Here is a 24372-nt window from a genome sequence, read left to right as displayed (position 1 = left end):
TCGACGGCCGGCCGCCACCAACTGGAGCTGGACATCACCGGCAGCGGCAGTGGTGGTGGCCACCAGTTGCTGGGTGCCGGTGGCGCGCGGTCGCTGATCAGCGACGCCATCGACAACGGCGTGTCCAGCGGCGCCACGTCCGGCTCGGTCGGCGCACTGATCTTCGGCAGCAAGGGCTCGGAGTCGCGCGTGGACATCGTCACCAGCGTCAAGGCGCTGGTGGGCGACAACGCCAAGGTCACGGCCGGCGGCGACATCACACTGGACGCCTTCTCCGCCGCCAACGGCGCGGGCACCGGCGGCAGCAGCGGCGGCGCCTTCATCGCGGTGGGCTACACCGAGGTCTTCGTCAACGCGACGCAGACCGTGCAGGCCCAGGCCGGCGCCGGCGCGCAGCTGACGTCGGGTGGCTCGGTGCTGCTGCAGTCCAAGAGCAGCCAGAACGGCACGGTTGACGCCAACTCCAAGGGCGGTGGCGTCATCAACTCGTCCGAGGCGTCGGGCGGCGTGCAGCTGAACCACAGCACGACGGCCGGCGTGGGCAACAACGCCAGCGTGACGGCCGCGCACAACGTGACGATGGCGTCGGAGTCGGCCTTCGACGGCAACGTCTACGGCAAGGCCTCCAGCGGCGGCCTCGGCGCCGCGTCGACGAGCAGCATGTACTGGAACGTCGGCTCGTCCGGCGCGCACCAGCAGACCGGCGTGGACGTGGGCAGCAACGCCACGCTGCTGGCTGGCGACGACGTCAACCTTGCTGCGCGCATGACGCACATGCAGAGCCGCGTGACGGCTGACGCCTACTCGGCCGCGGCCCATGCGGACCCGGACGCCGACGCCTACAGCCGCTTCTACTCCGACGCGACCGTCAACGTGCGCGCCGGCGCCCGCGTGACCGCGCTGGAGAACATCAACCTGCAGACGCTGCACACCGGCATGGGCAGCACGACCTATGCCGAGGGCGAGGCCGACTCGGCCACCGGCAGCACCGACGTGAACGCGTTCTCGGAGTTCGGCACGCAGTCGCTGGTCACCGCCGACGCCGGCGCGCTGTTCGATACGCACGCGCTGGACGTGCGCGCCGAGCTGGGCAGCTACGGCTGGAGCGCCCGCGCCAAGAAGGACGGCGCCTGGGGCTACGACGGTGGCGATGCCCATGCCGGCGCGCCGCACGGCTTCAACCAGCTGATCGGCTTCAACGCCGATGCGCGCCTGTCGTCCGGCCCCAACCCGCTGCTGCATGTCGACGCGGCCGGCAACGTCGTGACCGCGCAGAACGTGACGGTCAACAACACGGCCGGCACTGTCATCGTCAACGACATCACGAACAACAGCGTCGGCACGGCCAACTTCCGCGCCAACGGCATCTACGACCCGGCGCACGCCGACATCCAGCCGGGCAAGGTCGAGGGCACGCAGTCGACGTTCACGTTCGTCCACACCTTCAACCGCATCACGCTGACCAACGAGTCGGCCAAGGACCTGCGCATCAACAACATCGCGCCGGTCAACACGACGGCGGTGCCGACGGTGAACCTGGACGTCGACAACGTGACCGGCCCGGCCACCGACGCGACGCCGTTCCACTTCAACATCCGCCATAGCTACGGGGCCACCGAACTGCTGATCCGCAACACCAGCACCAACCCCGGTGCCGACGTGCAGATCAACGGCGTCATCGACAACCCGCTGGGCTCCACGCTGATCGCCGCCGTGGGCGGCAGCATCGTGCCGTTCAGCGGCGCCGCGCTGGTGCGCACCAATACCGCCAACCTCAGCGCCGGCAGCGCCATCGGCACGGCCGGCCAGCGGCTGGAGCTGGAGCTGGTGCAGAGCGAAGGCCGGCTTGCCGCGCTGACCAGCCAGTCCGGCGGCAGCAGCTTCCTGGGCATCCGTGGCCTGTTGCGCGACCCGGCCGCCAGCGGCTTCACGCTGTCGCTGGGCAACCTCAAGGCCGGTGGCGAGCTCAACCTGCTGCTGCGCGAGGCCAGGCGCCAGGTCATCGTCAATGGCGTGCCGCCCACCTACCAGGTGCAGGTCCACATCGACTACGCCAGCACCGGCGCCGACCTGGGCACCACCAACTGGATTCGCCACTTCCGCCCCGACCAGCCGGGCAGCGCGCTCGTCGACTTCCCCGTCGGCTTCTTCGGCACCGGCAACGAGGCCATCGCGTCGACGACGTCGCTGGGCAAGCTGGAGGCCGGCACCGACCTGTCCGTCATCGCGCAAACGCCGGCGCAGCGCATGGACCTGTTCCAGCGCGCCAACTGGATTGCCAACGGTAACGCCACCGTGCGCAGCAATGGCGACATCACGCTGCCGCATACGCTGCAGGCGGCCACCGGCGACCTGTCGGTGCAGAGCCTGAACAATTCCGTCTACGCCGACCACCTGATCGCCGGCGCCGACGGCGAGGTCACCGCCGCGCTGGACATCGCCAACGTGCTGGCCAGCTACGCGCACACCTGGGTCAACCTCTACACGAACAACCTGCTGACGGCCGGCAGCACCGCCACGCTGACCGCGGGCCGCGACATCACGCTGCCGCGCATCGTGCAGGGCGGCGGCAACGTCACGCTGCAAGCCGGCCAGCAGGTGCTGGCACCGGCGTCGATCTGGTCCGAGGCGGCCGACGTGCGCATCACCAGCACCAGCGGCTCCGTGCAGGTGGACCATGTCGTTGCCGGCAGTGACGTGTCCATCACGGCCATGCAGGGCACGATCTCCAACGTGACCGGCGGCCAGACCGGCACGCGCATCGGCCTGTACCCGAGCAACCTCGTCACCGCGGGCGACAGCATCACGATGCTGGCCGGCGGCAACATCACGCTGCCGCGCCTGGTGCTGGCGCAGGCCGGCGCCATCAGCCTCACGTCCACCGGCGGCAGCGTGCTGCTGGAGCGCGTGGAGGCGGCCAACAACAACGTCACGATCTCGGCGGCCAGCGGTGGCATCCAGGAGATCGGCAGCGACGCTGCGGCCGATGTGCTGGGCATCACCCTGCGCCTGACGGCCGGCGCGGCCGGTATCGGCACGAACGCGAACGCGCTGGAGATCGACTCCTCCCGCCCCAGCCACGGCAACGTCTGGGCGCTGGCCGACGGCTCCATCTTCATGGTGGAAGTTGCCGGTGACCTCAACCTCGACCGCGTGCGCTCCAGCATCGCCGACGTCGATCTGAGCGTGCTGACCGGCGACCTCGTCGACGACCTGTCCGACCTGGCCTCCGACATCGACGGCAACAACCTGACGCTGACCGTCAGCGGCAGCGTCGGCAGCTACTACGACGACATCGAGATCGACAGCCGCTTCAGCGCCGCCGGCGGTCTCGTCAACGCGAGCGGCAACAGCGGCGTGCAGCTGACCGAAGTGGCGCAGGCGCTGTACGCGGGTGCCATCATCAGCAGCGCCGGTCACGTGCGGCTGACGTCGCGCGACAGCCAGGCCACCGGCGAGCACATCGTCGTCGGCGAGGGCCGCAGCGTGCAGGCCGGCAAGAGCATCACGCTCAGCGCGGGCGACGATCTGCGCATCGACGGCACCGTCACGGCCGGGGAGCGCCTGTTCTTCGCGGTGGACCATCACAGTGCCGACGCGGAGGGCGGCGTCGCGTTCATCGGCGGCACGGTGACGGGCGACCGCCCCGAGCTGGCGGGGGAGGAGCAGGCCGACACGCTGGACGTGTCCGCCCAGTCGCAGGGCTGGACGCTTTACGGTCGCGGCGGTGACGACGTCATCAGCGGCGGCAGCGGTGCCGACGACCTCTACGGCGGCGACGGCGTCGACACGATCTCCGGCAACGCGGGCGACGATCTCCTCGTGGCCGGCGCCGGTGCCGGCGGCACGCTGAGCGGCGGTGCGGGCAACGACCGCCTCTTCGGCAGCGACGACGGCGGCGACGGCGCCCAGGGCGACACGCTGCTGGGCGGCGACGGCAACGACCAGATCTGGGCGCTGGGCGGCTCCGACTTCGTCGACGCCGGCGCGGGCGACGACTTCGTCGACGGCGGCTCGGGCGACGACACGATCTACGGCGGCGCGGGCAAGGACCAGCTCTACGGTGGCCGCGGCGACGACACGCTCTACGGTCATGCGCCGACCGAGCTGACCGACCAGCCCGTCGACGACAACGCGACCGACCGGCTGTTCGGCGAGCAGGGCGACGATCTGCTGTACGGCGGTGGCGGCGACGACGTGCTGGACGGCGGCTTCGGTCGTGACAGCCTCTACGGCGAGGCCGGCAACGACGAGCTGAACCAGGGCTACGGCCAGGACGGCTTCATCGACGGCGGCGACGGTGACGACCTGCTGATCGGCTCCAACGACGGCGACGACCACCTCTACGGCGGTGCTGGCGAGGACCGGCTGCAAGGCCTGGCGGGCAACGACAGCCTGGACGGCGGCACCGGCGCCGACACGCTGGAAGGCGGCGAGGGCGACGACCTGCTGGAGGGCGGCGCGGGTGCCGACCTGCTGGTGGGCGGCGCGGGCAACGACACGCTGTATGGCCACGCGGCCACCGGCGCGGGCGATGACAACGCGGCGGACTACCTCTACGGCGACTTCGGCACCAATGGCAACGAAGCCGGCTCGGGCCGCGACCGGCTCTATGGCCAGGGCGGCAACGACCTCCTGTACGGCGAGGGCGGTGACGACCTGATCCAGGGCGTTGCCGGCATGGCCGTCGCCGAGACCGGTGGCGGCAGCACCAACCTGATCGACTTCGGCGGCGGTGGCGACGACGCGGCCTTCAACGGCACCGTCACCGCCACGCCGGCGCCGGCCACCGTGCCGGTGGACGACACCAGCCCGCGCGCGGCCGGCCAGCTGCCCGACGGCGTGGTGGGCAGCGGCCGCTGGGCCGACCTGAACGGCAGCGCGGCCGACGCGCTGCGCGGCCTGAGCGGCGACCTGGGCCTGTCGCAGGACCCTGCCGTCGCGACCGGCCCGGCCGGCGAGCGCTATGTCGCCTGGAGCGACAGCCGCAACGGCAACCTGGAGATCTACGTCGCCCGGCACGACGGCACGCAGTGGGTGGCGCTGGGCGGCAGCGCGTCGCAGGGCGGCGTGTCCGCCAGCAGCGCGGCGGCGTCCGCCAAGCCGACGCTGACCGTCGACGGCAGCGGTGCGCCCATCGTGGCCTGGACGGAGACGCAGGCCGACGGCAGCCACGACATCGTCGTCAAGCGTTGGAACGGCAGCGCCTGGGTCAGCCTGCCCAACGCCACCATCAACGGCCATGCGGTGCAGGCCAGGCTGGTCAACACCGCCAACGGTCCGGTCGTCGTCTACACGGACGACGCCGCGGGCAACCTGCGGCTGTACGCCCGGCTCTACACCGGCGGCGCCTGGGTCGCGCTGGGCAGCGCGGCGGCGCCCACCGGCACCGGCCTCGCGGTCGGCACCGAGCTGCGCGACTTCAGCGTCGCGGCCAGTGGCGGCAAGGTCGCCATCGGGTACTCGGCCGTGCAGGCCGGCACGTCGCTGCGCCAGGTCTACGTCACCGAGTTCACGCCAGGCGGCACGCCGGGCGCGGGCACGTGGGCGGGCCTGGCCGGTTCGGACGCTGGCACCGGGGTGTCCGGTGGCGCCGCCGTGAAGACGGCGCTGGGTCTCGACTCGACCTGGCATGCGCAGCCCAGCGTCGCCTACTTCGGCGGCAGCCTGTTCGTGGCCTGGCAGGCCTGGGCGGACCAGGGCGCCACCGTTGTCACGGCCCAGCTGGGCGCGGGCGGCGTGACGGTGCGCGACGTCATCAAGGATCAGAGCCGCCCGGGCCTGCCGCAGCTGGCGGCCGGCGGCACGTCGCTGCGCCTGGTGTGGGCCAACACGCCGCTGCTCGACGCGGCCACCAGCCTCTACGAGCGCCAGTGGAACGCGACGACGCAACACTTCGAGGAGGTGCTGCCCGGCCAGGCCAGCGGCATCGGCGCCGGCAGCGGCATCAGCCAGACCGGCGGCGAGCCGCAGCAACTGGCGCTGGCCGTCGATTCGACCGGCAAGGCCCTGCTGGCTTGGGCAGACGCGACGGTCGGATCGCCCGAGATCCTCGTGCGTGCCGATGCGGCACCGGTCGGCCGCGTGTTCACGGCCACGGCCGGGAACACGGTGCAGAACATCCTCGACACGCAGACACTGGGCGCAGGCGACGTCATCGTCGTCAGCGGCAGCCAGGGCGGCTTCACGGTGTCGGCGGCCGATGCCGGCGTGATGATCTGGGGCGCACCGGGCAGCAGCATCAGCGGCGCGGTCGTCGTCGACGGTGCGAACGTGACGCTGCAGAACCTCAAGCTGCAGTCCACGCTGACGATCGCCGGCAACGGCGTGGGCGTCAGCGACACCAGCGCCGCCGGCCTCGTCAGCCTGACCGCGGGGCAGGGCGCCCGGCTGTTCGGCAACACGTTCACCGGCGGTGTCAGCATCGCCGCGGGCGTGCAGAACGCCAGCCTGCGCTTCAACACGATCTCCGGCGGCGTGGGTCTGCTGCTGGACAGCGCCACCGGCGTGCAGATCCGCGACAACCGCATCACCGGCACGACCGCCGCACTGCGCATCGCCGCCGGCTCCACGGCCAGTGGCCTCATCGCCGGCAACACCTTCATCGCCACCGGCGCAGGCACCGGCCTGGACCTGCTGGCCACGTTCGACGGCGTCATCGAGACCAACCGCGTCCAGGGCGGCGCGCTGGGCGTCAACTACGCGGCCGGCAACCAGCTGGCGGGCAACACGGTCACCGGCGCCACCGTCGGCCTGAAGAGCAGCCTGGCCGGCGCGGCCGCGCTGGGCTGGGTGGGCGCGTCCGTCGACCGCCCGAATACCTTCGAGGCCAATGCGACCGGCGTGCAACTGCTGGGCGGCGCGCTGATGCAGGGCCAGGTCGTGCGCGGCAACACGGTGGGCGTCACCGGCGCCGGCCAGCTGGGTGGCGAGACGCTGGCGCATGCCAACCTCATCGAGGCCAATGTCACCGGCGTCAACGCGTTCACCGGCACCATCCAGTTCAACCGCTTCTCGGCCAACACGACCGCGATCAACGCCACCAGCGAGCAGCGCATCCTGCACAACCTGTTCTACCGCAACACGCTGGTGGGCGTGGAGATCAACGGCCGTAACGATGTGCGGGTGTTCAACAACACCTTCTACGCCGTCACCGGCGACAACCTGCGCAGCGAAGGCGGCAGCAGCGAAGTCGAGGTGCAGAACAACCTGATGTGGGCGATGGCCGGCTACGACCTGTTCGTGGCCAACGACAGCCGCTACGGCTTCTACTCCGACTACAACAACCTGTTCACGTCGGGCGCCGGCAAGGTCGGCTTCTGGACCAAGGACTTCCGCGACATCCTCGACTGGCAGGCCGACATCGCGAAGTTCGACCTGCACTCCATCGGCGCCACGGTCGTCAACCCGACGTGGGCGCGGCCCGAGTTCGTCAGCGTGCTGGGCGACGACTTCCGCCTGCGCGAGCCGGTGGCGCTGCAGCGTTTCAGCTCGCCCGGCATCGACATGGGCAACGTGCTGGTGGACAACGGCCGCAACCCGGCCGAGCAGAACCTCATCGCCAACCCGGGCTTCGAGACCGGCACGACCGGCTGGGAAGTCAACGCCGGCTCGCAGGCGTTCGTGACGCCCAGCGGCTCCGCGCCGCTGGCCTACGAGGGCAGCAACTTCTTCTTCGCCGGCGGCGTGGCCGGCGGCTTTGCGCGCCAGACCTTCACGCTGGCGCAACTGGGCCTGACGGCCGCGCAGGCCGACAGCCAGGACTACGAGCTGCTGTTCGGCGGCCGCATCCGCATGGGCGTGGAGAGCCCGGTGGACAGCGGCGAGGTGCAGCTGATCTTCCGCAACGCCGCGGGCGACGTGCTCGCCACCGCCGTGGCCAAGGCCGGCGGCAGCACCAACCGCTGGGAACTGGTGGGCCAGCGCGCCGAGGTGCCGGTGCAGACGCGCTCGGTGGAGTTCGTCTTCCGCACAAACCGCCTCACCGGCGGCAACGCCGACGGCTACTTCGACCAGGCCTTCCTCTACAAGGTCAGCGAGAACCAGGCCAGCGACCTCGGCGCCTACGGCCATGCGGCGACGGACCTGCCCGTGGCCGGCGCGCCGCGCATCAACCTGCGCTCGCCGGACTTCTACCTGGACTGGGAAAAGTTCAAGCCGCTGAACATCACCTGGGAGACCTTCGGCAACACCGACGACTCGCCGGTGCGCATCGACGTCTACCAGGACACGGCCGACGGCCCGAAGTGGGTGGCCAACGTCGTGTCGGCCACGCCCGACTCCGGCCAGTTCACGTGGATCCCGGGCAACAGCGGCATCGACTTCGGCACCAAGGGCCTGCGCATCCAGGTCAGCCTGGTGACCAACGCGGCCGTGCTGGACCGCAGCCAGGAACCCTTCACGGTGCCCGAGGACGGGCTGACCTACTGGGTCAACGACGGCAGCGCCGCCGGCGACGAATACGCCACGGCTGCCGGCGACAACCGCAACACCGGCAAGTCCGCCGGCGCGCCCAAGGCCAACGTCACCAACCTGTTCCGCGCCTACGACCTGCAGGCCGGCGCGACGCTGTACGTCGACACCGGCGACTACGCGCTGCTGGAGTCGCTGACGCTGTCGGGCACCGCGACGCGCGGCTTCGGCATCGACGAGGGCTTCCGCCTCACCGGCCCGACGCAGGGCGGCCACCTGGCGACGCTGTTCCCCATCGTGCCGAACGAGCGCGCGTGGGCGCTGCTGGACCTGTCGGACACCGACTTCGTCACGATCAGCAACCTCGTGCTGCGCGACGCCAACCGCGGCCTGCTGCTGACCGGCGGCGCCGACGCGGTGGAGCTGAGCCGCATCGAGGCCTACGGCCATGTCAACGAGGGCATCTACGCCAGCCAGGTCAACGCCGGCCTGCAGACCTGGACCGGCCTGAACGTGCATGACAACGGCCAGACCGGCCTGTACCTGAGCGGCACACTGGGCGGCATCGACCAGCTGACCGCCAGCCGCAACCGCGGCCAGGGCGGCTTCTACGCCGAAGGCAGCCTGGGCTTCCTGACCAACTCGATGCTGACCGACAACTTCGGCGTCGGCGCCAACCTCTGGTATCCGGGCGCGGTGCGCGTGCAAGGCAACCTGTTCCAGGGCAACACCGGCACGGGCCTGTCGTACAACGTCGGCGGCAGCAGCCAGGCGCTGGTGGGCGGCGCCCTCGGCACGGGCTTGGGCAACCGCTTCCTGAACAACGGCAACGGCGGCGCCAGCATCAGCGGCAACGCGCTGGTGCAGGGCAACACGGCCAGCGGCAACCTGGGCAGCGGCAACTACGGCCTGGCCGTCAGCAGTGGCGAGGCGCGCCAGAACGTCATCCAGGGCAATGCCAACGGGCTGTACCTGTCCAGCAGCACGGCAACCGACAACCGCATCTACAACAACAACCCGGCCACCGGCTACAACTACGGCACGGGCCTGTGGATGAGCACGTCCACGGCCACCGGCAACACCGTCTATGGCAACCTGGTGGGCGTCTACAGCCAGGGCAACAGCGTGCTGCGCAGCAACCTGGTGTACGGCAACGCGTCGGTGGGCGTGCAACTGCAGGGCAGCAGCCCGCAGTTCATCGGCAACACGGTCTACCAGACCACCGGCGACGCGGTGCAGCTGTACGGCTCTGCCGGCAACGCGAAGTTCATCGACAACATCCTGTGGGCCGTGGGCCTGGGCGCGGGTGGCGTGGCACTGAACATCGACGCCAACTCGCAGAGCGGCTTCACGTCCAACTTCAACATCTTCCAGGGGGCCGTGGGCATCTGGCAGGGCACGCAGCGCGCCACGCTCACCAGCTGGCGCCAGGCCAACTTCCAGGACCTGGACAGCCAGGCCACCGACCCGCTGTTCGTCGACATCGACGGTGCCGACGGCAACCTCGGCTACGCCGGCCCGGCCAGCGATGGCCGCGACGACGACTTCCACCTGCAGAGCACGCAGGGCAGTTTCCACGGCGCATCGCTGGCCCCCGTGCTGGGCGCGGGCGGCCTGCCCGTGCTGCTGACGGGCACGCTGGTGCGCGACGGCGCCGACAGCCCCGGCATCGACCGCGGCGCACTCGACCAGCCCTTCGACCGCGAGCCCACGCCGCGAGGCGGCTACGTCAACATCGGCTCGGACGGCAACACCGCCTACGCGTCGCTGAGCCCGGCCGTCTACGTCCGCGTGATGACGCCCAACGGCGGCGAGACCGTGGCCGAGGGCGAGACCTTCACGGTGCGCTGGCGCTCCGACGGCTTTGCCGGCAACGTCAACCTCGACATCAGCCTGGACGGCAACAGCTGGTTCTCCGTCGCCGCCAACGAGGCCAATGACGGCGTGTTCGACTGGACGCCGGGCAACGGCCAGTTCCCCGGTGGCGACTACGTGCTGCGGGTCAGTTCCGCCACGCAGCCGGCGGTCAAGGACCAGTCCGACGCGACGTTCAACCTCGCCAGCACCGTCAGCGTCTTCTACGTCAATGACGGCTCGCTGGTCGGCGACGAGTACGCCACGGCGATCGGCAACGACGCCAACGACGGCCGCAGCGCGTCCAAGCCCAAGGCCTCGCTGCAGGCACTGCTGAACGCCTACGACTTCAAACCGGGCGACCTCATCCTCATCGACACCGGCGTCTACAACTCGTCCACCAACCTGCTGGTGGACGCGCAGGACAGCGGCGTCGTCATCCGTGGCGCCGTCAACCACGCCTCGGTGCTGAACCGCGGCAACACCAACAGCGGCCAGTACGCCTTCGTGCTGGGCACCGGCGCCACCGACGTGACGCTGGACCGCGTGACGCTGACCGGCGGCCAGTGGGGCTTTGTCGTCAACGACAACTCCACGGCCCACCGCTTCACGCTGAGCAACAGCGACATCAGCGGCAACAGCTCGGGTGGCGTCTACGTCGGCATCAACATCGACGACGGCAAGGTCATCAACAACGTCGTCCACGACAACGGCAGCAGCACCGGCATCCAGGGCCAGCAGTCCACGCGCCTGCTGATCAGCGGCAACGAGGTCTACAACCAGTCCACCGGCATCTACACCTGGTCGTCGGGCGACGAGGCCAGCGACGGCCCGATGGTCATCGGCAACCTCGTCCACGACGTGTCCACCGGCATCTCGGAGTCCTACGACGGCTGGGTGCGCAACAACACCGTGTGGGCGGCCGGTACCGGCATCGCCGCCGGCAGCAACTACGACGTCAGCGGCAACACCGTGTGGGGCAGCACCACCGGCATCGACGCCGGCAGCGTCTCGGTCACCAACAACACCGTCTACGCCAACACCACCGGCCTCAACCTCAACAGCCTGGTGGCCAGCGGCAACCGTGCGTACGACAACGCGCTGGGCGTCAACGCCAGCAGCAACACGCTGCTGGTCAACAACCTGATCTGGGACAACACCAACGGCGTGCGCCTGACCGGTGGCCACAGTGGCACCGAGCTGCACGGCGTCGTCAACAACACCATCGTGCAGACGGGCGGCACGGCGGTGATCGTGGAAAACGCCAGCAACGCGCGCATCGTCAACAACATCCTGGACCTGCGCAGCGGCGCCACCGGCATCTCGGTTCACCCGAACAGCGAGTCCGGTTTCCAGAGCGACTACAACCTCTTCAGCCAGCAGGCGGGCACGGTGCTGACGCGCTGGGAAGGCCGCGACTTCACGAGCCGCCCGGACTGGGTCTACGAGACCGGCTACGACCTGCACAGCCGCGTGGCCACGCCCAATTACGTCGACGCCGACGGCGCCGACAACCTGTCCGGCTGGGATGGCGCGGCCATCGGCAGCGCGACCGTGCTCGACGACGGCGATGCGGGCGTCACGTTCAGCGGCAGTTGGGCGACGGTCGCCACCGGCACGCCCGCGACATCCGGGCTGGGCGGCGACCGCCGCGAGGCCAACGGCAACCAGTACGGCACCGGCAGCAACACCGCCACCTACACCTTCACGGGCCTGCAGGCGGGCACCTACGTCATCGCCGGCACCTGGAGCAGCACGTCGGGCAACAGCGGCAACACGCTGTACAGCTTCTACGACGGCACGGCGACGGCGGCGAATCTGGTGCGCAACATGCGCACCGGCCAGAACAGCCTGCCCGGCGACTACAGCGCCAACGGCGCCAACTGGCGCGACCTGGCCACCGTCGTCATCACCGGCGACACGCTGACCGTGCGCATCAGCGACGCCGGCGCCTACGGCAAGATCGTTGCCGACGGCCTGCGCCTGCAGCGCATCGGCGGCGACCGCGGCGCGGACGACAACTTCCACCTCGTCGCCGGCTCGGCCGGCGTGGACGGCGGCGACCCGACGCTGCCCTACAACATCGAGCCGCTGAACAACGGTGCCCGCGTCGACCAGGGCGCCTACGGCAACACCGCCGGCGCCACGCCGAGCCCGGCGCCGCTGATCCAGGTCACCGGCCCGTCCGGCTACGCCAAGCTGACGGTGGGCGAGGCCGCCACCATCGAGTGGCACAGCGCCGGCCTGCTGCCCACCGAGCCCGTGCTGGCCATCAACGCCGGCAACGGCGGCATGGTGGCCGGTGGCGCCCTGGGCAACTGGCAGCGCAACGCCTACCAGACGCAGGGCTACAGCTACAGCAGCTTCGGCGACGCGGTGGACCTGAGCGGCGCCGTCAACCCGGCACCGGCCAGCGTCTACCAGACCAACATGTACGCCAACGGCACGGTAGGCCAGGGCCTGAGCTACGCGCTGCCGGTGGCGGACGGCAGCTACGTCATCCGCCTGCATTTCGCCGAGAGCTACTACTACGCCCAGAACGGCACGCGCCAGTTCGACATCAAGCTCAACGGCGACACGGTCCAGACCAACTTCGACATCCGCGCCACGGCGGGCGCCAACTTCAAGGCTGTCGTGCGCGAGTTCACCGTCACGGCCAGCGGCGGCAACGGCATCAACCTCGACCTCATCACGAAGACGGTCAACGCCGGTGCGCTCATCAGCGGCATCGAGCTGCAGCGCGTCGTGCCCGCGGGTGATGCGAACGCGCGTGTCAACCTGCAGGTCAGCCTGGACAACGGCCTGTCGTGGAACACCATCGCCAGCAACCTGGCCATGGACCGCTTCGGCAACGGCCGCGCGACGTGGACGCCCGACTTCGCCACCGCCGGCAACACGGCGCTGATCCGCGCCATCGCCGTCAACGGCAGCGGCGCCACGCTGGCGACCGACACGTCCGACGAGCCCTTCCTGATCGCCAACGGCGGCAAGGCCTACTACGTCAACGATGGCTCGCTCAGCAACGACGAGTACACGACGGCCGTGGGCGACAACGCCAACAGCGGCAAGGACGCGGCGCACCCGATGGCCAGCCTGTCGGCGCTGCTGCGCGCCTACGACGTGGGCCCGGGCGACACCATCTATGTCGACAGCGGCCGCTACAACCTCATCACCAACTACACGCTGACGGCCAAGGACTCCGGCGTGCACATCGTCGGCGCGCTGCACGCCGTCACCGAGTTCAACCGCGGCAACACGAATGGCGGCCAGTACACGGTGCTGCTGTCCGGCGCCACCGACGTGACGCTGGAGAACCTCAAGCTCAGCGGCGGCCAGTGGGGCCTGGTGCTGGGCGACAACAGCGGCTCGCACCGCGCGACGCTGAGGAACCTGGAAGTCACTGGCAACAGCAGCGGCGGCATCTGGGTGGGCGTCAACGTCGACGACGCGCTGGTCACCGGCAACATCGTCCACGACAACGGCAACTCCACCGGCATCCAGGTCCAGCAGGCCACGCGCGCCATCGTCACCGGCAACGAGGTCTACAACCAGTCCACCGGCATCTACAGCTGGTCGGCCGGCGACGAGGCCAATGACGGGCCGCTGTTCACCAACAACCGCGTGCACGACGTGACGACCGGCTTCTCGGTGTCCTACGAAGGCCTGTTGCGCGGCAACGAGGTCTGGGGCTCGGGCACCGGCCTGTCGCTGAACAGCGTGCGTGCCGAGAACAACGTGCTGCGCCAGAACGGCACCGGCATCTCCGCCGGCGGCGCCGAGCTGGTGGGCAACCAGGTCTACGCCAACACGATGGGCATCGAGGCGTCCAGCAGCACGATCTGGGACAACCGCATCTACAGCAACACCACCGGCCTGCGCGACAGCGGCTCGGACATGGTGCGCAACAACGTGCTGTGGGCCAACGTCACGGCCGTGCGCATCGCAGGCGGCCGCAGCGGCGACGACCGCAACGGCTTCTACAACAACACCATCCGCCAGACCGGCGGCCGCGCCATCGAGGTGGAGGCCAACGCCACCAATGTCCGGCTGCGCAACAACATCTTCGACCTGACCGACGCGACGGCCATCGTCGTGCCTGCGAACGCCGAGCGCGGCTTCGACAGCGACTACAACCTCTTCAGCGGCACCGACCCGCTGGCCTTCGTCGGCATGAACTGGGAGGGCGTGGACTTCTCCAACCTGCTGACCTGGCGCTTCGAGACCGCCAACGACACGCACAGCCAGGTCGCGCCCGTGCAGTTCCGCGACGTGGACGGCGCGGACGGCGTCTACGGCTGGTCCAAGCAGGCCATCGGCGCCGCGGTCATCCTGGACGATGGCGACATCGGCGTCAGCTTCACCGGCAGCTTCACGACCGTCACCACCGGCACGCCCGGCTACGGCAATGACCGCCGCGAGGCCGGCGGGAATTACTACGGCACCGGCGCGAATGTCGCCACCTACACCTTCACCGACCTGGCGCCGGGCACCTACCAGATCGCGGCGACCTGGAACCACGCCACCAACGGCGGCTACGCGGGCAACACGCCTTACGAGATCTACGACGGCCTGGCCGACCCGGGCAACCTGGTCAGCTTCCAGCGCACCGCGCAGAACAGCCTGCCCAACGACTTCACAGCCGACGGCGCCAAGTGGCGCGAGATCGCCACCGTCGTCGTCAGCGGCAGCACGCTGACCGTGCGCGTCACCGACACCGGCGCCTACGGCAAGTTCACGGCCGACGCCATCCGCCTGCAGCGCGTGCAGGGCGATACCGGCCGCGACGACGACTTCCGCCTGGCCGCCGGCTCGGCCGGCGTCGACGCCGGCGACCCCAGCTACGACTTCGTGCACGAGCCCGTCAACAACGGCGCGCGCATCGACATGGGCGCCTACGGCAACACCGCCAACGCGACGCAGAGCGCCGCGCCGCTGATCCAGGTCACCGGCCCCGGCGGCTACGCCAAGCTGGAGGTGGGCACCACCACCGACATCAGCTGGCACACCGCCGGCATCAACCGCACGGAGCCGCTGCTGCTCATCAACGCCGGCAACACCGGCCCCGTGGCCGACCCGGTGCTCGGCTACTGGCAGCGCAACGCCTACCAGACGCAGGGCTACAGCTACTCCAGCTTTACCGACGCCGTGGACGTCAGCGGCGCCACCGATGCGGCGCCCGCCAGCGTCTACCAGACCAACCTCTACGCCAACGGCACCGTGGGCCAGGGGCTGAGCTGGGCGCTGCCGGTGGACGACGGCCAGTACGTCGTGCGGCTGCATTTCGCCGAGAGCTACATCTACACCAACGTCGGCAGCCGCCAGTTCGACATCAAGCTCAACGGCAACACCGTGCAGAGCAACTTCGACATCCGCGCCGCGGCGGGTGCGAACTTCAAGGCAGTCGTGCGCCAGTTCGACGTCGTCGCCAGCGGCGGCAACGGCATCAATCTCGACCTCATCACCAAGACCAATGGCTGGGGCGCCGAGATCAGCGGCATCGAGATCCTGCGCGTCGTGCCGGCGGCCGACCTGCAGGCCACGGTGGACCTGCAGACCAGCCTGGACAGCGGCGCCACCTGGCAGACGCTGGCCACGGGCCTGGCCATGGACCGCTTCGGCAACGGCCACTACGCGTGGACACCCGACCAGACCTCCGCCGGCAACACCGCGCTTATCCGCGCCGTGCTGCGCCATGGCGACGGCAGCGTCGCCGCGCAGGACGTGTCGGACGAGCCCTTCCTGGTCGCCAACGGCGGCACCGAGTTCTTCATCAACGACGGCAGCCTGGCGGGCGACGAGTCCAGCATCGCCATCGGCAACAACCTCAACAGCGGCAAGGATGCCGCCCACCCGATGGCCAGCCTCACGGCGCTGCTGCGGGCCTACGACCTGAACCCGGGCGACGTCGTCCATGTCGACACCGGCGTCTATCGCGTCTATACCAATGTGCTGTTCGAGACGAGCGACTCCGGCGTGACCGTCAGCGGCCCCACGGGCGTGGGCCACACGGCCACCATCAACCGCGGCAATACCAACACCGGCGCCTACACGGTGGAGTTCTCGGGCGCCGACAACGTCACCATCGACCACCTCAACATCACCGGCGCGGCCTACGGCGTGGTGTTTAACACCAACGCGGACAGCGACAACAACACGCTGCGGGCCAACGACATCAGCAGCGCCACGCAGGACGGCGTCTGGCTGGGTGCCAGCAACGACAACAACCTGCTCGCCGAGAACGTCGTCCGCAACAACGCCAGCCGCGGCATCTACTTCGAGAACGCCACCGCCAACCGCGTCGAGGCCAACGACATCCGCAACAACGCCAACGGCCTGTACTTCGCCAACGGCACCGCCAACATCGTCGATGGCAACAAGGTCCACGACAACAGCGGCTACGGCCTCTACAACTGGGGCAGCACGCTCAACGTGTTCCGCAACAACGAGGTCTACAACCAGGCCAGCTACGGCATCCAGTTCGTCTACGGCTCGCTGCTGGTCGAGAACAACCTGGTGCACCACAACGGCATCGGTATCGACGGCAGCCAGTCCAACGTGACGATCCGCGGCAACGCCATCTACGCCAACACCACCGGCGTGCAGATCTACGACGGCGTGCTGCAGGGCAACCGCATCTACAGCAACTCGGTCGGCGTCATCGACACGGGCTACAGCCGCCTGTTCAACAACATCATCTACGCCAACACCAACCAGGGCGTGCGTGTGCAGGGCGGCCACAACCCGGATGCGGGCGACGGCCTCTACAACAACACCATCCTGCAGACGGTGGGCGAGGGCATCCGCCTGACCGGTAGCGCCGCCAACGTCGTGCTGGTCAACAACATCCTGCGCGTGGACGCCGGCTACGGCATCGCCGTGGACAACAACAGCCAGTCCGGCCTCGTCAGCAATCACAACCTGCTCTACCGCGGCCCGGCCGCCAACGCCTACATCGGCCTGTGGAACGGCGCCACGCAGGCCACGCTCGCGGCCTGGCAGGCCGCCTCCGGCAAGGACGCCAACTCGCAGACCGGCAATCCGCTGCTGCTGGACATCGACGGCGCCGACAACATCCTCGGCGAGCAGGGCGTGTCCACCGGCAACGGCTTCGACGACAACTTCGAGCTCGACGCCTTCTCGCCGGCCATCGACGCCGGCAACGCCTACCTGGCGCCGGCCAAGGACATCGAAGGCCGCGACCGCGTCAACGACCCCGACGTCACCAACAAGGGCGCCGGCTGGGACCTGTTCGTGCCGTCCGACGCCGGCGCGCAGTTCGCTGCCACCGGCACCGCCAAGAACTTCCGCACCGGCGAGGGCGCGTTCGAGCAGGCGCTGGGCTTCGACTTCACGTTCTACGGCAAGACCTACACCAAGATGTGGGTCAACGTGAACGGCTACGTGCAGTTCGAGACCGCCGGCGACTCCGACTACTACTACGGCAACGCCAACACCACCGACGTGCTGCTGAGCAACGTCCGCATCGCGCCGCTGTGGGACAACCTCGAGACCTACAGCAGCGGCAAGGACATCTTCGTCGCGCAGACGGCCACCAGCATCACCGTGCGCTGGGCCGCCCGGCTGGAGGGCACCACCACCGACGTCAATGTGTCGATGACGCTGTTTGCCGACGGCAAGGTGCGCTTCGACTACGGCGCCGGCAACACCGGCCTCACGCCCACCGTGGGCCTGTCGGCCGGCAACGGCAGCAGCTACGTGCTGTCCGCCTACGACGGCCAGGCCAGCCTGGCGAGCGCCGGCTCGCTGCTGTGGACACCCACGCCCGGCCTCGTCTACTACGACATCGGCGCCTACGAGTTCCAGGGCGCGTCCGGCGACACCACCGGCCCCAAGGTCGTCGGCATCTCGCAGCTGCCCGCCAACGGCGGCACGACGGCGCTGGCCTTCTCGGCCGTGCAGATCGACTTCGACGAGAAGCTCAACGGCGTGTCCGCCCGCAGCCCGGCCAACTACGAACTGCGCCGCGCCGGCGCGGACGGCCAGTTCGACACCGGCGACGACGTCATCGTCAAGCTGACGCCGTTCTACTCCTTCCCCGAGACCAGCCTGACGCTGAACTTCGGCAGCGTGCTGGCCGAGGGCCAGTACCGCCTGACGCTGTCCGGCACCAAGGCCATCTTCGACACCGCCGGCAACCCGCTGGACGGCGACGCCAACGGCACGCCGGGCGGCGACTACGTCCGCACCTTCACGATCGACCGCAGCAGCAACCACTCGCCGGTGGCTACGCCCGCCACCGTCAGCGTGGCCGAGAACGGCAGCATCGAGATCACGCTGGCCGCGACCGACGCCGACGGCGACGCGCTGACCTACACGCTGCCCACCGGCGCGCTGCACGGCACGCTGTCCGCCATCGACCCGGTCACGCACAAGCTGACCTACACGCCCGACGCCGACTACAACGGTCCGGACAGCTTCGTCTTCAAGGTCGACGACGGCAAGACCGGCGTGTCCTCGGCCACCGTCACGCTCAACGTCACGCCCACCAACACGGCGCCGGTGGTGCAGAACCAGTCGGCCAGCGTCAACGAGAACGGCAGCCTCAACCTGCTGCTGGCCGCCACCGACAACGAGACCGCCCGCGCCAACCTCACGTTCGAGCTCGTCACCGGCCCCGCCCACGGCACCGTGACGCAGGGCGCCGGCGGCGCCTGGGTCTACACGCCCGACGCCGGCTACATCGGTGCCGACAGCTTCACCTGGCGCGCCAAGGACCGCGGCGACCCGGACGGCGCAGTCGGCAACGCCGCCACGTCGGCCACCGCCACGTTCAGCCTCACGATCCTCAACGTCAATGACGCGCCGGTCATCGCGCCGGTGGCCGACCAGCAGGTCAACGAGGGCAGCCAGATCCAGGTGCAGCTCACCGCCACCGACCCCGACGGCCCGAGCAAGACCTGGACGCTGCTCAGCGGCCCGGCCGGCGCCACGCTGGATGCCGCGACCGGCCTGTTCCGCTGGACGCCCGCCGACGGCCCCGGCAGCGTTGACATCCTCGTGCGCGTCAGCGACGGCGGCTCGCCCGCCCGCAGCGCCGATGTCATCTTCAAGATCCTCGTCAAGGACGTCGCGCCCACGCTGGCCTTCACGGCGCCCAGCAGCGGCAACGGCGTCGCCGGCGAGGCCTACACGTTCACCTACACCGTCACCGACCCCGGCACCGACACCATCACGTCGCTGTTCGTCGACTGGGGCGACGGCAGCACGCAGACCATCGCCGGCAACCCCGGCAGCCTGACCCACACCTACGCGGGCGTGGACGGCAATTACACGGTCAGCGTCACGCCCACCAACGAGGACGGCGCCCACCCGGCCAGCACGCTGGTGCTGCACATGGAGGCCAACGATCCGCCGGTCGCCACCGGCCAGACCGTGCAGGTCGACGAGGACGTGGCCAAGCCCATCACGCTCGCCGGCACCGACCCCGAAGGCGGCGCGCTGACCTTCAGCCTCGTCAGCGGCCCCGCCCACGGCACGCTGGGCGCCATCAACCCGAGCACCGGCGCGCTCACCTACACGCCCGATGCCGACTACAACGGCATCGACAGCTTCGTCTTCCGCGTCACCGACGCCGGCGGCAAGGCCGGTACGGCGACGATCAATCTCGTCGTCAACCCGGTCAACGACAAGCCCGCCGTCGCCGTCATCGCCAAGCAGACGCTGAACGAAGGCCAGACGCTGAGCGTCACGGCCGCCGCCACCGACGTGGACGGCTCCGGCCCCTTCAGCTGGTCGCTCACCAGCGCGCCGGCCGGCGCCACCATTGACGCCGCGTCCGGCCTCATCCGCTGGACGGCCACCGATGGCAACGCCACCTACAGCTTCACCGTGCAGGCCAACGATGGCGCGGGCGGCCTGGCGACGACCAGCTTCGACGTCGACGTGAAGGACGTCGCCCCGACGCTCACCGCCACCGGCGCCGCCACCATCGACGCCGGCCAGACCTACACGCTGACGCTGGGCGCCACCGACCCGGGTCAGGACACGCTGAGCGACTGGACCATCCATTGGGGCGACGGCAGCACCAGCAACGTCGCGGGCGGTGCCACCAGCGCCACGCACGTGTTCACGGCCGCCGGCAGCTTCAGCATCCAGGCCTCGGCCACCAACGAGGACGGCACCTTCGCCGCCGCTCCGGTGGCCGTCACCGTCGAGCAGAACAACCAGGCGCCGCTCGCGCAGGCCGACAGCTACACCGTCCACGCCGGCCAGACCCTCACCATCGCCGCGCCGGGCGTGCTGGCCAACGACAGCGACGCCGACGGCGATGCGCTCACCGTCACCGGCGTCGACACCACCGGCCTGCAGGGCAGCGCCAGCCTCGACGCCGACGGCCGGCTGGTCTTCACGCCTGCGGCCGGCTTTGTCGGCAGCACGCAGTTCAGCTACACGCTGAGTGACGGCGTCGGGGGCACGGCCACCGGCACCGTCACCGTCAACGTCACCAACACCGCGCCCACGGCCGGCAACGACAGCTACACGGTGCACGCCGGCCAGCAGCTGGTCATCGCGGTGCCGGGCGTGCTGGCCAACGATGCGGATGCCGACGGCGACGCACTCAGCGTCACCGCCATCGACACCACGGGCCTGCAGGGCAGCGCCACCATCGCCGCCGACGGCCGCCTGGTCTTCACGCCGGCGGCGGGCTTCACCGGGTCGACCCAGTTCAGCTACACGCTGAGCGACGGCCTGGGCGGCACGGCCACTGGCACCGTCCTCATCAACGTCACGAACTCGGCGCTGGTTGCGCAGGACGACGTCTACACCGTGCACGCCGGCCAGACGCTGGTCGTCGCCGTGCCGGGCGTGCTGGCCAACGACGTCGACGCCGACGGCGACCCCATCATCGTCACGGGCATCGACACCGCCGGCCTGCAGGGCACGGCCAGCCTCGACGCCAACGGCCGCCTGAGCTTCACGCCCACGGCCGGCTTCATCGGCACGACGCAGTTCGGCTACACGATCAGCGACGGCCACGGCGCCAGCGCCAGCGGCACGGTGCGCATCAACGTCACCAACACGGCGCCCACGGCAGCCGACGACAGCTACACGGTCCATGCCGGCCAGCAACTCGTCATCGCTGTGCCGGGCGTGCTGGGCAATGACGGCGATGCCGACGGCGACGCGGTCAGCGTGACGGCCATCGACACCGCCGGCCTGCAAGGCACGGCCACGGTGGATGCCGACGGCCGCCTGGTCTTCACGGCGGCGGCCGGCTTCAGCGGCAACACGCAGTTCGGCTACACCGTCACCGACAGCAACGGCACCTCCGCCACCGCCGTCGTGCGCATCAACGTCACCAACACGGCGCCCACGGCCGCGGACGACAGCTACACGGTCCACGCGGGCCAGCAGCTCGTCGTCGCGGTGCCGGGCGTGCTGGGCAATGACGGCGACGCCGATGGTGACGCGCTGGCCGTCACCGGCATCGACACCACCGGTCTGCAAGGCACGGCCAGCGTCGACGCCAACGGCCGCCTGATCTTCACGCCGACGGCCGGCTTCGTCGGCAACACGCAGTTCAGCTACACGACGACCGACGGCCACGGCGGCGGCGCCACGGCCACCGTGCGCATCGCGGTCACCAACGCCGCGCCCACGGCCGCCAACGACAGCTTCACCGTTGTCGCCGGCCAGACGCTTGACATCCCGGTGGCCAGCCTGCTGGCCAACGACGGCGATGCCGACGGCGATGCACTCGCGCTGCTGGGTCTCGACACTGCCGGCCTGCAGGGCATGGCCACCCTCGTTGGCAACGTTGTGCGCTTCACGCCGGCCGCCAGCTTCAGCGGCAGCACCAGCTTCGGCTACAGCGTCGGCGACGGCCTTGGCGGCACCGCCACAGCGCGTGTCAACCTGGCCGTGCTGCCGGCGCTGCCGACGCTGAAGGTCAGCAGCTTCGAGGCCACCGATACCGGCTTCCGCCTGCGCTTCGACCAGGCCGTCGACCCGACGCTGATCCAGCAATACGGCGCCGGCAACCTCGTGCCCGACATCGTCTTCACCGGCCCCACCGGCGGCGTGCAAGGCCGCGTGGCGGGCAGCGTGGTGTTCGATGCCGACGGCCGCGGCCTCAGCTTCGTCAAGACCGGCGGCCTGCTGGAAGTCGGCAGCTACCAGCTGTCGCTGAACGCGGGCGCCGACGGCTTCGTCAGCCTGGGCGGCCTGCGGCTGGACGGCAACGCGGACGGCACGGCCGGCGACGCCTACACCCGCAGCTTCACCGTCGCCCCGTCGACCGCCGCCGTGCTGGCGGTGCAGGAATTCGCCCGCGGCCCGGGCCAGGCGGCCAGCTACGACCCGGCGCTGGGCGCCTTCGCCATCAGCCTGGAGCGCGGAGCCGGCTTCCAGACCCTCAGCTTCGACCTGGGCTTCGACCCGGCGCTGCTGAAGGTCACCGGCGCCACGCTGGCCAGCGGGTTGCCCGCCGGCAGCAGCATCACGAGCACGCTGGTCCAGCCGGGCCTGCTGCGCGTGCAGGTCACGCTGGGCAGCGCGGTGACCGACACGGCGCTGCGCAACCTCGTGCTGGTGCAGGCCACGGTGCCGCTGTCCGCCGGCTACGGCGCGGCCGAGGTGCTGCGCCTGTCCAACGTCAGCGGCAACGCCGGCGCGCTGCGCACCGACGATGGCCTGCATGTCGTGGCCAACCTCGGCGACGCCAACGCCAGCCGCACGCTGACGACCGACGACGTGACGCTGATCCAGCGCGTCGCGACGCGCGCCGACACCGGCTTTGCGGCCTACGGGTTGATCGACCCGACCCGCATCGTCGACGTCAACCGCGACGGTCGCGTCACGGCCACCGACTCGGGGCTGGTCTTCAACGCCAGCAAGGGTCTCGCGGTACCGGCCATTCCGGCCACCGTGGCGCCGCCGGTGGGCCCGGTCGTCAGCCGTGTCACGCCGGAGGCCGACGGCTTCAGCCTGCGCTTCGACCGTGTCATCAACACGGCGCTGATCCAGGCCTACGGCGCCGGCACCGGCGGCCAGGACCTGTGGCTGGACGGCCCGTCCGGCCGCGTCGGCGGCAGCGTCTTCTTCGATGCCGACGGCCAGGGCCTGCGCTTCGTCACCACCAGTGGCGTGCTCGTCAGCGGCAACTACAGCCTGACGCTGAAGTCCGGCGCCGCCGGCTTCACGGCGCTGGCCGACGGCCAGCCGCTGGACGGCAACGCCGACGGCACGACGGGGGACGACTTCGTCGCCGGCTTCACGGTGGGCGCGGCGAGTGGCGCCGTTGTCAGCATCGGCAACCTCGTCGCCCCAGCGGGCGCGGCCAGCCAGGCGCTGAACCTGCAGCTGCGCGACGCCGCCGGCGCCCGCAGCGTCTACGTGCAGCTGGCCTACGACCCGGCGCTGCTGCACATCGACGCGGTGAGCCTCGGCGCCGGCGCACCGCTCGGCAGCGTCATGAGCCTGGACACCAGCGTCGCCGGCCGCCTGGGCGTGCAGCTCACGCTGGGCAGCGCGCTGTCCGATGCGGCGCTGCGCGCGCTGGTCACGCTGACGACCAGCGTGCCGGCGGGCGCCGCGGCCGGCAGCGCCCGGCTGCTGCGCCTGCTGGACCAGCAGGTCGACGGCGCCACGGCCCGCGCCGACCTCGGCGTGCAGTGGGTGGGCGTGCCGGGCGACGCCGACGGCAGCGGTGCGGTGCAGATGGCTGACGTCACTTTGATACAGCGTGTCGCCACAAGAGGCGACACGGGTTTTGCCGCCCAGCCGCTGATCGACCCGGTGCTCATCGCCGACCTGAACCGCGATGGCCGCATCACCGCGACGGATTCGGGCCTGGCGTACCAGCTGTCCCGGCAGCAGGGGCAGCAAACGCAGCTCGCCGCCGCCAGCCTCGTGGCACCGCTGCCCACCGAATCAAGGGATACCGTGTCCACCGGCTCCGGCAGCCCAATGCCTGCTGGTGGTGCGGCCGCGGCCACGCTGGTGGCGGCGCCTGGGCCGGTTGTGCGCATCAGCGCGGCGCTGGACTTCGGCCTCAACGCCCCGCTGCCCAGCAGCACCTGGGTGAATGACTGGGTGGCGGGCGCCAAGCCGGCGACGCCCAATGACTGGAAGTTGACGATCTGA

The 24372-nt window shown here is 70.2% G+C and carries 1 protein-coding gene (running past one end of the window); it reads left to right on the top strand.

Features of this window, described 5'->3' with window-relative positions:
- On the top strand, nt 1-24372 hold the 3' portion of the coding sequence (locus AC1Q7O_RS16415; protein WP_492658733.1) for an Ig-like domain-containing protein. Its footprint begins 21264 nt before the window's first position; the window shows 24372 of its 45636 coding nt (coding positions 21265-45636); its start codon lies off the left edge, out of view; it ends in the stop codon at nt 24370-24372.

The organism is Roseateles sp. GW823-FHT07B05, from assembly GCF_058794515.1.
Note: the sequence above shows the minus strand (reverse complement) of the source record. Positions and strands in the feature narration are given on the sequence as shown.